Origin of the sequence: Mesorhizobium sp. M1403, from assembly GCF_040317695.1 — a bacterium.
In the GTDB taxonomy this organism is placed as follows: Bacteria; Pseudomonadota; Alphaproteobacteria; order Rhizobiales; family Rhizobiaceae; genus Mesorhizobium.
This window is the reverse complement of the sequence record NZ_JAMYKY010000001.1, coordinates 549,052-561,894: the sequence shown is the minus strand read 5'-3', so window position 1 is coordinate 561,894 and position 12,843 is coordinate 549,052. Positions and strand designations below refer to the sequence as shown.

Genomic DNA, 12,843 nt, shown 5'->3' with positions numbered 1-12,843 from the left:
AGCGGAGCATTGGAAGGGTCAGGATTCCAGCATGTCCTTGACGATCGTGGCCAATTGCTTGAGCGAAAACGGCTTGGGCAAAAAGCCGAAATGTGCGTCGGCCGGCAAGTTCTTGGCGAATGCGTCTTCCGCATATCCGGACACGAAGATGAACTTGATGTCGGGCTGCCGCTTGCGCAATTCGCCAAGCAGCGTCGGGCCGTCCATTTCCGGCATCACCACGTCTGAGACCACGATGTCGACCTTGCCGCCGAGCGCTTCGTAGACTTCAAGCGCCTCGACGCCCGACGACGCCTCGTGGACGGTGTAGCCGCGCGACTTTAGTGCACGCATGCCGCCCATGCGTACGGCGTCCTCGTCCTCGACCAGCAGCACCGTGGCCGAGCCCGACAGATCCTTGGCTGAGTCGGCGATCTTGGCAGGTGCGGCCGGCACTTCTCCAGCCTCGCCCGCCTTCCTTGCCTCCGCAATGTGCCGCGGCAGGAAGATGCGGAACAGGGATCCCTTGCCGACTTCGGAATCGCAGAAGATGAAGCCGCCTGTCTGCTTGATGATGCCATAGACCATGGACAGGCCGAGGCCCGTTCCCTTGCCAACCTCCTTTGTCGTGAAGAAGGGCTCAAAGATCTTTTTCAGCACATCAGGCGCGATACCGCTGCCGCTGTCCTCGACCTCGACCAGCACATAGTCGGCCGGAGTAAGTTCGCGATAGGAAAAGGTCTTGCATTCCCCGGCGCTGACGTTGCGGGTGCGAACGGTGAGGTCGCCGCCGGCCGGCATCGCATCGCGCGCATTGACCGCCAGATTGACCACCACTTGCTCGAACTGCCCGATATCGACCCTGACCGGCCACAGGTCGCGGCCATGGTCGATCCTGAGCTTGATATCGTTGCCGACCAGACGGGCAAGCAGCATTCTTAGGTCGGCGAGCACGTCGGTCAGGTTGAGCACTTCCGGCCGCAACGTCTGCTTGCGCGAGAAGGCCAGCAACTGCCGCACCAGCGAGGCCGCCCGGTTGGCATTCTGCTTGATGTTCATGATATCCGGGAACGACGGATCGGACGGCCGGTGGTTGGTCAAAAGCAGGTCCGAAGCCATGATGATGGCGGTCAGCACATTGTTGAAATCATGCGCGATGCCGCCGGCGAGCTGGCCGACCGCCTGCATCTTCTGGCTTTGCGCCATCTGGCCCTCGAGGGCCTTTTGCTCGGTGGTCTCGACGGCATAGACGATGGCCGATTCCTCGGCGCCCTCGCCGCCGGTGCCGTCTGCGACCGCATTGACGTAGAAGCGTATGTGGCGCTCCTCATTGCCGGGCAGCACCGTATCGATCGGCTCGATATCAGCCTGTTGCTGGCGTGCCTTTTCGAACGCCGCGGCGAAAACCGGCCGGTCGCGCTCGTGGATCACCGTATCCAGCCGCACACGCCGATCGACCGCGTCGCGGTCGACGACCGAGGAAAATAGCGACAGGAACGGCGCATTGGTGCGCAGGATGCGACCGGCAAGGTCGACGCCGGCAATCGCCATCGGCGTCGAGTTGAAGAATCGCGTGAAGCGTATTTCCGAGGCGCGAAGGTCGGCCGAAGCGTCCTCGCCTTGCGTCCGGTTGAGCACGATGGTGCGAGTCGGGCCGTTGAGCCCCTCTCGGCTGGCCGAAACACGATGCATGAAGCGCACCGGCAACGCCTCCCCGGTCATCGTCGTCAGATCGAGATCGATAACGGCATTGCGCGTGGTACCCGCGTCGGCCTTGACCGAACGGACCAGCGCCATGCCGTCGCCGGCGACGATCTCCGGCAGCGTGATGGCGCCGGGGGTGAAGCTGGCCAGGTCGATGCCCAGCCACTCCGCAAGGGTCGCGTTGATATAGGTGACGCGGCCTTCCTGGTCGGCCGAAAAGAAACCGGCCGGCGCGTGGTCGAGGTGATCGATGGCCTTTTGCAGGTCGAGAAAGAACCGCTCCTGCTCGGCCCGTTCCCGCGAGATATCAGCAAGCTGCCAAGCAAGCATGGGCAGCCGCTGGCCTGGAACGCTGAACGCGCGGGCCCGGACGCGGTACCAGCGCGCGCCCGATTCGGCGCCTGGCCGAATGGACTGCGCGAGCCGAAACTCGCCGTCGCCCGCCTGGCCGTCGCGCAGGCCTGACGCCAGCCGGTATATGGTCACTGAGGCCTCGGGAACGTCTGAAAGCAAACCTTCGACCGTCTTGAGGTCGGCGGCCGACTCGGCACCCGTCATGTCGGCATAGGTCCGGTTGGCGTAGATGATCCGGCCTTTGGTATCGGTGACCAGGAGGCCTTGCGACATCGAATCGACGAAAGCTTTCGACAGTTCGTCGCTTGTCGAGCGCGGCGTGACGTGCACGAAGCCGATCGCAGTGGCGAACAGAAAGCCGACGCCGATCATCGCCAACACGCCAAGCATGCCGAGCAGGAATGGGTCGCCAAGTCGCTCGCGGAAAAGGCCGAAGACGATCGCTGCCCCCGTCAGGACGACGATGAAGACGATGAGCCGGGTGACCGCGCCCGGTCGCGTGTTCTGGTCGACGATAGGTACCGGATAGAAATCGCCGCGCGCTTCCTTGGCCATGTTCCCCCTGCTCGTGAATTCCGGTGTCGGTTGAATCATATTCTCAGGGTCGGGAAAAGGCCCGGCGGCAAATGTCCGCTAAAAAGACGCCGTTCCGCTCCCGGTGTTTCAAGCTGTTCACGAAGCGTGAAAGGCAACTTGCGGTGGCCTGCCGCAACAGTCTAGTGTCGCGTCTCTTCGAAAGCTGATTTTGGGGGAACCAATGCTGCAATGGCTGGATGGCGTGGCGGGTCCTGGTTATGCCGCGGCAATCCTGTGGACGTTTGCAGTACTTGTCCTTCTGCTTATCATTCTTCTCATCATCAGGCTGGTCCGCAGCCTGACCTTCGGAACATTCGTCGCCGGCGGCAGGAACCGCAAGACGCGGCTGGCGGTCATGGATGCCACAGCGGTCGACAGTCACCGGCGGCTGGTGCTGGTGCGCCGCGACGATATCGAGCACCTGCTCTTGATCGGTGGTCCGACCGACGTCGTCGTCGAGCGCGACATCAGGCTCTCGGCGCTGCGCCGCCCGGCATTGACCGGAGATAACAGCCACCAGCCGGCAGCAAGATCGGCTCAGACCACAGCCGCGCCGGTGAGGCAAGCGCCGCCGCAGGCGGCAAGCGTAGCCGCAACCCCTGTCCGAGCCCGCCAGACGGCGACAATGCCGGCAACAATGCCGGCACCGGCGCCGAAACCGGCATCGAACGTCACACCGTTGCCAAATTATGGATCCGTCAACGCCAATGCTTCACGGCATACGCCGCCGCCGGCAAGACAGGACTCCCCGGCAAGATACGAGCCGCCGGCACAGCACGAGTCGATCGACGATGCGCTGATGAAGGAGCTGGAGGTTTCCCTCGACGAGCCACGCTTCAGCCAAACGCCGAGCAAGCCAGTGGCGAAGGCATCGCCCTCTCTCGACGACGAGATGACGAAGCTCCTCGGCGAGTTGTCCAATCAGAAAAGATAGGCTGATAGCGAACGGCCAATGAAAATGGCCGGAAAACCGGCCATTTTGAACGCTTTACCGATGCCGCTCTGTTTTTCCCGCCGACTCAGTCGTCGCGGTACACCTTCTCGCGCCGCTCATGGCGCTCCTGTGCCTCGATCGACAAGGTCGCGATCGGGCGCGCGTCGAGCCGCTTCAGCGCGATCGGCTCGCCTGTTTCCTCGCAATAGCCGTAGGTGCCTTCGTCAAGGCGCTGGAGGGCGGAATCGATCTTCGAGATGAGTTTTCGCTGGCGATCGCGGGCGCGAAGTTCGATGGCGCGGTCGGTTTCTGAGGAAGCCCGATCGGCGAGATCGGGATGGTTGGCGTTTTCCTGCTGCAGGATTTCGAGAGTTTCGCGCGCTTCGCGCAAGATGTCGTTCTTCCAGGTGACGAGCTTCAGGCGAAAGTAGGATTTCTGCCGCTCGTTCATGAACGGCTCGTCTTCGGAGGGTACGTAATCGGCGGTAACGATGTCGTTCATTCGACTCACCCAACAAACCCCAAATTTGGCGCCTATATATTCGCGGACCGAAAACTGCACAAGGTCAATCGACGACTGTTTCACGCAATTGTTAGTCCCGGACAAACGGCATCCGCGATGCCCTTTTTGCGAAGAATACGACCGAATTCATACATGATTCGCTATGCTTGAAGGACGCTTGCCATTGCGCACGGAGCTCTTCTGATGGCAAATCCTGCGGCGTATTGACGGGTTCGGTGCCCGGCACAACGGGGATCCGGTGACCAGACTTTACCTGCTGAGGCATGCGAAGGCCGGCTGGGCGCTGCCCGGCGTCGCCGACTTCGACCGCCCGCTCGATACATCTGGCTTCGCCGATGCCGAAGCGATGGGCGTGCTGATGCGTTCTCGCAAATACGTACCGGGCCTCACCCTGTGCTCAAGCGCCAGGCGTGCCCGCCAGACGCTGGAAAGCTTAGCTGGCCATACGGACACGGGCCGGGTGCTGTTCTTTGACGCGCTCTACAACGACGATGCCGCCGCGTACCTCGCTGCCGTCCGGCAGAATGGCGGGCTGGACGCCCTGCTCGTCATTGGCCACAATCCGATGATTGAGGATCTCGCCATGGCGCTCTCAGGCGACGGCAACGAGACCGCGCGGGCCATGCTGAACCACGGCTTCCCGACCTCCGCACTTGCGGTGGTCCGGTTCAACGGCAGTCTTGCGGAGGCTGCGCCTGGCGCCGGCTATCTCGAAGCCTTCCTAACGCCTGCCGATATCTGAGGCCATTTCAAAGCCGCGCCTCAAAGCCTATATCGGTGGCTGACCGGCCCCGCGAGAACAGATTTTGGCATCATCGCTGACGACTTTCACCGACGAGGCGAAGATCGCCTTGGATACGTTGTCAGGCCGCGCTGCCGGGCTTTTCGCTCCGTCGCTGCGTCTTGGCGTGACCGGGCTGTCCCGCGCCGGCAAGACGGTGTTCATCTCGGCCCTTGTGCACAATCTGGTCCATGGCGGACGCTTGCCGCTGTTTGAGGCACAAAAATCGGGGCGCATCGCCAGGGCCTTTCTCGAAGAGCAGCCGGACGACGCCGTACCACGCTTCCAGTACGAGGATCACATCGCGGCTCTTGTCGACGACCGTGTCTGGCCGGACTCGACGCGTGCGATTTCCGAACTGAGGCTCACCATCGAATACGAATCGGCCTCCGGTTGGAGCCGCATGTTTTCCGCCGGCAAATTGTCCGTCGACGTCGTCGATTATCCCGGCGAATGGCTGCTCGACCTGCCGCTGCTCGGCAAGTCCTACGCCGATTTTTCGCGTGAGGCCTTCGAGATGGCCGTGTTGCCGGTGCGTGTCGATCTTTCGCGGGAATGGCAGGCGCTCTCTGCCTCCGTCGACCCCAACGCCGACGCCGACGAGATGACGGCGCGCCGTCTCGCCGAGAGCTTCGCCGCCTACCTCAAGGCCTGCAAGCTTGACGAGCGGGCGCTTTCGACCCTACCGCCCGGCCGCTTCCTGATGCCCGGCGATCTTGAAGGATCGCCGGCGCTGACCTTTGCGCCGCTGCCGAAACTCGGCCTCGGGCGCGCCCGCTACGGATCGCTGCAGGCGATGATGGAGCGGCGCTACGAGGCTTACAAGACGTATGTCGTCAAACCGTTCTTTCGCGAACACATCACGCGCCTCGACCGGCAGATCGTGCTCATCGACGCCTTACAGGCATTGAACGCCGGCCCCGGTGCGATGGCCGATCTGGAACGCGCGGTCACCGAAATCCTGTCCTGTTTCCGGCCCGGCCGGGGCAACTTCCTGACCGACCTGTTTTCAAGACGCATCGACCGCATATTGGTGGCCGCGACCAAGGCCGACCATCTGCACCACGAAAGCCACGACCGGCTGCAGGCGATCGTGCGGCGGCTTGCCGACCGCGCCGTGGCGCGGGCGAATTTCACTGGTGCCGACGTCGACGTCGTCGCCATGGCGGCCATGCGCGCGACTCGGGAAGGCACGGTCAAGCAGGGCCGTGAGACTTTGCCGGTCATTATCGGCACGCCATTGCGTGGCGAAAAAATCAATGGCGAAACCTTTGACGGAAAGACCGAAACAGCCATATTTCCCGGTGATTTGCCGGAGAAAGTTGATGCGGTGTTCGATGGTTTCGAATCGAAGCACCAGCAGAACGATGACGACCCGGCGATCCGCTTCGTGCGCTTTCGCCCGCCGAAACTCGAGCGCACGGCCGAGGGCGTGACGCTGTCGCTGCCGCATATCAGGCTCGACCGCGCGGTGCAGTTCCTGATCGGAGATCATCTCGCATGAGCGCGCCCCGCAGACCGGCGGCCTTTCGCATCGAGCCGGAGCCCCAGCCGAAGGTAGATCCGACGGCTCGCCATTCCGGGGCCGAGGCCGCGCCGGCGCGAAAGCCGCGTAACGTGAAGGCGGATCTTGCCGTGGTCACACCGGCGGAGATCGACGTCTTCGACGAGCCTGATGTCGTCGCTGCCGAACCGCCGCCGGCGATTGCGCCGCGAAAACGTTCGCTGCTTGGCAGCCTGTTCTTCGGCGCGCTGGGCGTTCTGGTTTCGCTCGCCCTTGGCCTCTGGACCGACCAGCTGATTCGCGACCTGTTCGAGCGCGCCGAGTGGCTGGGCTGGCTGGCGGCCGGAATGGCATTGATCGCCATCCTGGCGCTTGTGGTCATCCTTATCCGCGAATTCGTGGCGATTGCTCGCCTCGCCGAGGTCGAAAAGTTGCAGAAGCGGGCGCTCGATGCGATTGCCCGCGATGATCCGAAGGCCGCCCGCGCCGTGGTCGACGAGTTGTCGGCATTTGTCGCGGCCAAGCCCGAAACCGCGGCCGGCAGGCGCTCGCTGGCCGAATTGCGCGGCGAGATCATCGATGGCGGCAATCTGGTGCGGCTGGCCGAGACCGAGATCCTCGGCCCGCTCGATGCCCGCGCCAAGATGATGATCCTCGAAGCGGCGAAGCGCGTGTCCCTGGTGACCGCGGTCAGTCCGCGCGCGCTGGTCGACGTCGCTTATGTCGTGTTCGAAGCCGGCCGGCTGATTCGCCGTCTGTCGGAGCTCTATGGCGGCCGCCCCGGCACGCTTGGCTTTTTTCGCCTGGCGCGCAGCGTTCTCGCCCATCTCGCGGTCACTGGGTCGATCGCCGTCGGCGACAGTTTCGTCCAGCAGATCGTCGGCCATGGCCTTGCGGCTCGGCTCTCGGCCAAGCTCGGCGAAGGCGTCGTCAACGGCATGATGACGGCGCGCATCGGCATTGCAGCGATGGAAACGGCAAGGCCCCTGCCCTTTAACGCCGTCAGGCGTCCAGGATTGGGCGATTTCCTTTCCGCGCTGACCTCGTTTGCGGCAAAGAAAGAAAAAGAAACATCCGCTTCCGAGACGTGACTATCGCCTTGGGGTGACAAAGCATTAACCAATCTTGTTCATGGTCGGAAGCGTCCAAACCAGTCTCTTTGTTGCCGGGTGTCGTCGATGAAAAGCGTTATTTTGTCCAGCGTGCTGCCCGTGGCGCTCGCCCTTGTCGCAACCATCGGCATTGCCGGAAAGGCTTCGGCGGCGGAACCGGACAAGCAGTTCTTTCGATCGGTCGAGGGCAAATGGGTCGGCCCCGGAGAAATCGTTGCCGGCAAATACAAGGGCACGAAATTCACCTGCAGCTTCATTGGCTCGACGCCTGACGGCAAGGTCGGCATGTCGCTCGACGGCGGCTGCCGGGTCGGTATGTTCACCCAGCAGATGTCGGCAACGATCGAACACAAGGGCCGGCAGGGCTACAAGGGCAGCTTCATGGGCGGGGCCGCCGGCTCCGGCCTCGACGTTATCGGCGGCAATGTCGTCGATGCGCACAAGGTGGTTTTCACCATTAATCGCAATCAGTTGCGCGGCGTGATGCAGGCGCTTGTCCCCGACGACAATTCGATGACGGTGACCGTTGCCGTGCGGGTCGACCAGCAGCTGGTCCCGGTCATCGGTATGAAGTTGAAGCGGATCGATGCAGTCGAGGTCGGCTCCATAACTCCGAACTGAGCTTTCGGCGTGAAAAGGCGGCAACCAAACGCCGCCGCCGTCCTTGACATGCAGATGGGTGCTCAGCCCTTGATCGCTGCAATCAACTCGTCATAGGCCTTGCAGGCCTCGGCTGCTGTCGTGCCGCCCTGATACTTGGTTGTGACCGCCTGGACCTTGGCTGTGAGGTCGGCTGCCTTGGCCGGATCCTTGGTGATAGCAGCCTGAAGTGCCGCAGTCATGTCCTGAGCCTTCTTGGTCAGCATCTCGGTCGTGCACTCCGGCGCCTTCGAACAGGCAGAGCCGGCAAGTGCCGCGATGCCAACGGCAACCAGCAAAAACTTCTTCATGTCAGTCATCTCCTCAAAAAGGGCCGTGACTTGATCGTCGCTCACCCTCCACTGGCCGAAGCCGGGCGTCCTTAGCGCCGGATAGCGAAAACAAGCAACGCCCGGAGGCCCATTATCCTGTGCAGTGCGCCTGCAATATCGCCTGCACAATGCGCCGGATTCACACTGTTCGATCCGCTCCGAAGCCCCTATCTTGGCCGCTTGACTCCCAGGAGAGCGGAAGGGCAGGCATGGCGGCAGAGGCATCGAACAGCGATCTGATCCAGGTGGTGGCGCTGCTTGCCGCCGGCGTCGTTGCGGTGCCGATCTTCAGGCGCATGGGACTTGGCTCCATCCTCGGCTATTTGGCGGCCGGCGTCGTGATCGGCCCATTCGGGCTGCGCGTCTTTTCCGAATCGGAAGCCATTCTTCATGTCGCCGAACTCGGCGTCGTCATGTTCCTGTTCATCATCGGGCTGGAGATGCAGCCGTCACGCCTATGGGGCCTGCGCCGCGAGATTTTCGGGCTTGGTGCGCTGCAGGTCGGCGTCTGCGCGGTTCTGCTGACCGGCGTCGGCCTGGCGGGAGGTTTCCCGATCGCGCAGTCCTTCGTCGCTGGCGCCGGTTTCGTACTCACCTCGACGGCAATCGTCATGCAATTGCTGGAAGAACGCGGCGACTTGGCAACGCCCAAGGGCCAGCGCATCGTCTCGGTCCTGCTTTTGGAAGATCTGGCCATCGTGCCGCTGCTGGCGCTGATCGCCTTCCTCGCGCCGGGCGGCGCCGATATGAGCCTGTCGGATAGGTTGACGGAGGTCGGCATCGGCCTTGCCGCGATCGTCGGGCTGGTGGTTGCCGGGCGCTATCTGCTCAATCCGTTCTTCCGTATCCTGGCGGATGCGCGCGCCCGTGAGGTGATGACCGCAGCTGCCCTTCTGGTCGTTCTCGGGTCAGCGCTCGCCATGCAGCTTTCCGGCCTGTCGATGGCCATGGGCGCCTTCCTGGCCGGCGTGCTTTTGTCGGAATCGACCTTCCGCCACCAGCTGGAGGCCGACATCGAACCGTTCCGCGGCATTCTGCTCGGGCTGTTCTTCCTCGCCGTCGGCATGTCGCTCGACCTGCATGTCGTCGTCGTCAACTGGCAGCTCATTGCCATCTATGTCGTCGCCTACATGGTGATGAAGGCGATCGGCATCTATATCGTTGCCCGCGTCCTCAAAACCGACCATCGGGAAGCGCTCGAGCGCGCCGTCTTCATGGCGCAAGGCGGCGAATTCGCCTTCGTCCTCTATTCCGCGGCGGCTGCGGTGGGCATTATCGACGGCCAAGCCAATGCGATGCTGACCGCCATTGTCATCATTTCCATGGTGCTGACGCCGTTGGCGATCATTGCACTGCGGTATCTGACGCCGCGCGACGAGCAGTCGCTTGAAGGCGTCGATGTCGCCAACGGCCTGACCGGCAGCGTGCTGATCATAGGCTTTGGCCGGTTCGGCCAGATCGCCAGCCAGCCGCTTTTGTTGCGCGGCATCGACGTGTCGATCATCGACAACGAGGTCGAAATGATCCAAGCAGCGGCCGATTTCGGCTTCAAGGTCTATTACGGCGACGGCACGCGGCTGGACATCCTGCGAGCCGCGGGAGCCGGGCGGGCACGCGCCGTGCTGATCTGCGTTGACAAGCCCGATGCCGCCGTGCGCATCGCGGAACTGATCAAGGCGGAGTTTCCCTTGCTGACAGTGCTGGCACGGGCGTTCGACCGCGGCACCGCGTTGCAGCTCATCCGTGCCGGCGTTGACTATCAGCTCCGCGAGACGTTCGAATCGGCGCTTGTCTTCGGCGGCTCGACGCTGGAAGCCCTCGGCGTCGACCCGGAAGAGGTCGCCGAGGTAGTCGAGGACGTCCGCCGCCGCGACGCTGCCCGTTTCGAGCTTCAACAGGCCGAAGGCATCCGCGCCGGACGGCGCTTCCTCAAAGGCAATATTGGCACCCCCATCCCGACGCCGCTCAGCACACCACGCCGCGCGGGTCAGGCGCTCAATGAGGAAACCGCCGGCGTGCTGCAGAAATCCGAGCCGGCCGATTAATCCTTGGGAAGATGCGAATGATGGATGAACTGGACGAACGCGCGCTCTCCGTCACCAGATTCTGGCGCCACGCCGGGGAGGACGCATGGTTCGAGAAGAACGACGCTTTTGATGCCGACTTCCGCACCCGGTTTCTCGATCTGCACTTCGCCGCCGCCCGCCGCGAATGCGACGGCTGGTCCGAACACGCCGAAGGGTCGCTGGCACTGATAATCCTGCTCGACCAGTTTCCGCGAAACTGCTTTCGCGGCACTGGCCACATGTATGCCACGGACCCGCTGGCGCGGCATTTTGCCGGGAAGGCGATCGCTGCCGGCCATGACTTGGCGCTCGACGAAGAGCTCCGCGTCTTTCTTTATCTGCCCTATGAGCATTCGGAGGATCTCGCCGATCAGCTCAAATCGATGGAGCTTACCGCCGCCAAAGCCCCGTCCTATCTGAAATATGCCGTAGAACACCGCGACATCATCCAGCGCTTCGGCCGCTTTCCACACCGAAACAGGATGCTTGGCCGGGAGACGACACCGGACGAACAAATGTTCCTCGACGGTGGTGGGTTTTCCGGCTGATTTTCGGCCACCGATGGCGGCAGCGTCAGGTCTTCCACCATTTCCGGCCTGACGGCAGCCGTTCAATACCCGACGTGTCGACGGCGGCCAGTCGCTCCGACACGCTCTTGCCGTCGACCACAAGCTTCGGTGCAATTTCTGCCAGCGGTGCCAGCACGAAGGCGCGCTCCAGCATGCGCGGATGCGGCACCTCCAGTCCGGTCTCGTGGATGATGCGGTCACCGAACACCAGAATGTCGATGTCGATCAGGCGCGGACCCCAGCGCTCCTCCCGCACCCGCTTCAGTTTTCGCTCGGCGTCGAGGCAAAGGTCGAGCAAAGCCCGCGGCGCAAGCGCGGTCGAGATCTCGGCCGCCGCATTGAGGAAATCCGGCTGATCGAGCTTGCCCCAGGGCGGCGTTCGGTAGAGCGACGAAACGGCAACGACGCGCGTGCTCTCGTCGGCATCCAGAATGCCCAGTGCCGCAGCCATCGACTTCGCCGGATCACCGAGATTGCCGCCAAGGCTGAGATAGACGGTGTTGTTGTTACTATTCTGGCCAGACAACGGTCACCTCGACATGATCGAGCACACCCGGCACCGGGGCGTTCGGCTTGCGCACGGTGATCTCGGCCTTTTTGATCTGCGGAAACCGCGCCGTCAGCGCCCTCGCCACTTCGAGCGCCAGCGCTTCGATCAGAAAGCGCCGCTCGCCGGTAATGATCTTTTCGATGACCGCAAAGGCGATGCCGTAATTGACGGTGTCCTCGATAGAATCGTCGACCAGCGCCCGCCCGGGGTCTACCGTGAGCGCCGCATCGACATAAAAGCGCTGGCCGAGCGTCTCCTCTTCGTCCAGCACACCGTGCCGGGCGAAGAAGGCGCAGTTCTTCATGCGGATGACATACATGGCTCAGCTTTCCCCGATCTCACGTGCGAGCATAGCATCGGCAATAGCCAACGCATCCACGTTGATTGCGACATCGTGGACGCGAAAAAGATGCGCGCCTTTGAGCCTCAGGATGACGCTTGTGGCGGCGGTTCCGGCGCCCCTTGCCGCTGCGTCGCGGCCGGTGACGGTGCCGATAAAGCGCTTTCGCGATGTGCCGGCCATCAGCGGAAAGCCCAGCGCACGAAGCTCGGAAAACCGTGCCATCAGGTCAAGGTTTTCCGCGGCTGTCTCCTTGGCGAAGCCGAAGCCCGGATCGAGCACGATGTGGTCGTCGGCAACACCGCTCCGTTGCGCGATTTCCAGCGACTTCCTGAGGAAGAAGAGCTGATCGGCAATCACGTCGGGCAGTTTCTGCCGGTCCCGTCCCGTGTGCATGATGACAAGGCCGGCGCCGGTTTCGGCAGCGACGCTGGCAATGCCCGGCTCGCGCTGCAGGCCCCAGACGTCGTTGACGATATGTGCACCGGCTTGGACGGCAAGCCGCGCCGTATCCTGGCGATAGGTATCGACCGAGATCAGCGTTCCGCCAGACGTCGCGAGCGCCTCGATGATGGGCACTATGCGGGCCTGCTCTTCCTTTGCAGACACCGGAGAGGCACCGGGACGCGTCGATTCTCCGCCGATGTCGATGACGGAGGCTCCCTCCTCCACCATACGGCGCGCCTGGTCCACCGCTTTTTCCGGGGCATCGAACAGCCCGCCGTCGGAAAAACTGTCCGGCGTGACGTTGAGGATGCCGACGACGATGGCCTTGCCGCCAAGGTCAAGATGGCGCCCATGCGCCAGCTGCCATCGCCCTGTCATCATTGCCCATCAACCATGTTCGATCCCACGTCATGACCGGGGATCAATTCCGTTG

General features: G+C 62.9%; 13 protein-coding genes. 7 read left to right on the top strand and 6 right to left on the bottom strand.

Annotation, left to right across the window (positions count from 1 at the left end; all coding sequences use genetic code 11):
- Positions 1–18: 18 nt before the first annotated feature.
- Positions 19–2,592 (bottom strand): cell cycle histidine kinase CckA, encoded by a 2,574-nt coding sequence (gene cckA / locus NKH01_RS02805; RefSeq protein WP_353018854.1) that lies wholly within the window; start codon positions 2,590–2,592, stop codon positions 19–21.
- A gap of 202 nt (positions 2,593–2,794) precedes the next feature.
- On the opposite strand from cckA, the gene NKH01_RS02800 reads away from it, so the two are divergent.
- Positions 2,795–3,547, top strand: a complete 753-nt coding sequence (locus NKH01_RS02800; protein ID WP_352482239.1) for a hypothetical protein — start codon at positions 2,795–2,797, stop codon at positions 3,545–3,547.
- An 85-nt stretch (positions 3,548–3,632) separates the two neighbouring features.
- Here the strand turns inward: NKH01_RS02800 and dksA are convergent, their stop codons facing one another.
- Positions 3,633–4,049 carry an RNA polymerase-binding protein DksA gene (gene dksA, locus NKH01_RS02795; RefSeq protein ID WP_023717816.1) on the bottom strand — a complete coding sequence of 139 codons (417 nt, stop codon included), beginning with the start codon at positions 4,047–4,049 and terminating at the stop codon, positions 3,633–3,635.
- Positions 4,050–4,308: 259 nt separating this feature from the next.
- On the opposite strand from dksA, the gene NKH01_RS02790 reads away from it, so the two are divergent.
- The 4 genes from NKH01_RS02790 to NKH01_RS02775 all read left to right on the top strand — a co-directional run bounded on the left by NKH01_RS02790 (position 4,309) and on the right by NKH01_RS02775 (position 8,088).
- The gene (locus NKH01_RS02790; protein ID WP_352844136.1) at positions 4,309–4,812 is read left to right on the top strand and encodes a SixA phosphatase family protein; all 504 of its coding nucleotides are present in this window, start codon (positions 4,309–4,311) and stop codon (positions 4,810–4,812) included.
- 64 nt (positions 4,813–4,876) lie between these two features.
- Positions 4,877–6,355, top strand: coding sequence for a YcjX family GTP-binding protein (locus tag NKH01_RS02785; protein WP_352844138.1), 1,479 nt, complete (start codon positions 4,877–4,879; stop codon positions 6,353–6,355).
- The gene (locus NKH01_RS02780; protein ID WP_352482235.1) at positions 6,352–7,446 is read left to right on the top strand and encodes a YcjF family protein; all 1,095 of its coding nucleotides are present in this window, start codon (positions 6,352–6,354) and stop codon (positions 7,444–7,446) included. The genes NKH01_RS02785 and NKH01_RS02780 overlap by 4 nt, the downstream gene beginning before the upstream one ends.
- Before the next feature lie 87 nt (positions 7,447–7,533).
- On the top strand, positions 7,534–8,088 hold the full coding sequence (locus NKH01_RS02775) for a hypothetical protein (protein ID WP_353018851.1): 555 nt from the start codon (positions 7,534–7,536) through the stop codon (positions 8,086–8,088).
- 62 nt (positions 8,089–8,150) lie between these two features.
- On the opposite strand, the gene NKH01_RS02770 is transcribed toward NKH01_RS02775, so the two are convergent.
- The gene (locus NKH01_RS02770) at positions 8,151–8,417 is read right to left on the bottom strand and encodes a hypothetical protein (RefSeq protein WP_023717821.1); all 267 of its coding nucleotides are present in this window, start codon (positions 8,415–8,417) and stop codon (positions 8,151–8,153) included.
- A gap of 230 nt (positions 8,418–8,647) precedes the next feature.
- Here NKH01_RS02770 and NKH01_RS02765 point away from each other — a divergent pair, with 230 nt between their 5' ends.
- Together NKH01_RS02765 and NKH01_RS02760 are read left to right on the top strand one after the other, a co-directional pair.
- A complete protein-coding gene (locus tag NKH01_RS02765; RefSeq protein WP_023717822.1) occupies positions 8,648–10,483 on the top strand; it encodes a monovalent cation:proton antiporter-2 (CPA2) family protein in 1,836 nt (611 codons plus the stop codon).
- Between the two features lie 20 nt (positions 10,484–10,503).
- A complete protein-coding gene (locus NKH01_RS02760; protein WP_353019182.1) occupies positions 10,504–11,052 on the top strand; it encodes a DUF924 family protein in 549 nt (182 codons plus the stop codon).
- A 25-nt stretch (positions 11,053–11,077) separates the two neighbouring features.
- Here the strand turns inward: NKH01_RS02760 and folK are convergent, their stop codons facing one another.
- The 3 genes from folK to folP are packed head-to-tail and all read right to left on the bottom strand — an operon-like array spanning position 11,078 to position 12,791.
- Positions 11,078–11,599, bottom strand: coding sequence for a 2-amino-4-hydroxy-6-hydroxymethyldihydropteridine diphosphokinase (gene folK / locus NKH01_RS02755; protein ID WP_023717824.1), 522 nt, complete (start codon positions 11,597–11,599; stop codon positions 11,078–11,080).
- Entirely contained in the window at positions 11,583–11,942 is a 360-nt protein-coding gene (gene folB, locus NKH01_RS02750; RefSeq protein WP_023717825.1) for a dihydroneopterin aldolase, read from the bottom strand. The genes folK and folB overlap by 17 nt, the downstream gene beginning before the upstream one ends.
- A 3-nt stretch (positions 11,943–11,945) precedes the next feature.
- A complete protein-coding gene (folP, locus tag NKH01_RS02745; protein ID WP_023717826.1) occupies positions 11,946–12,791 on the bottom strand; it encodes a dihydropteroate synthase in 846 nt (281 codons plus the stop codon).
- Between the last annotated feature and the right edge of the window lie 52 nt (positions 12,792–12,843).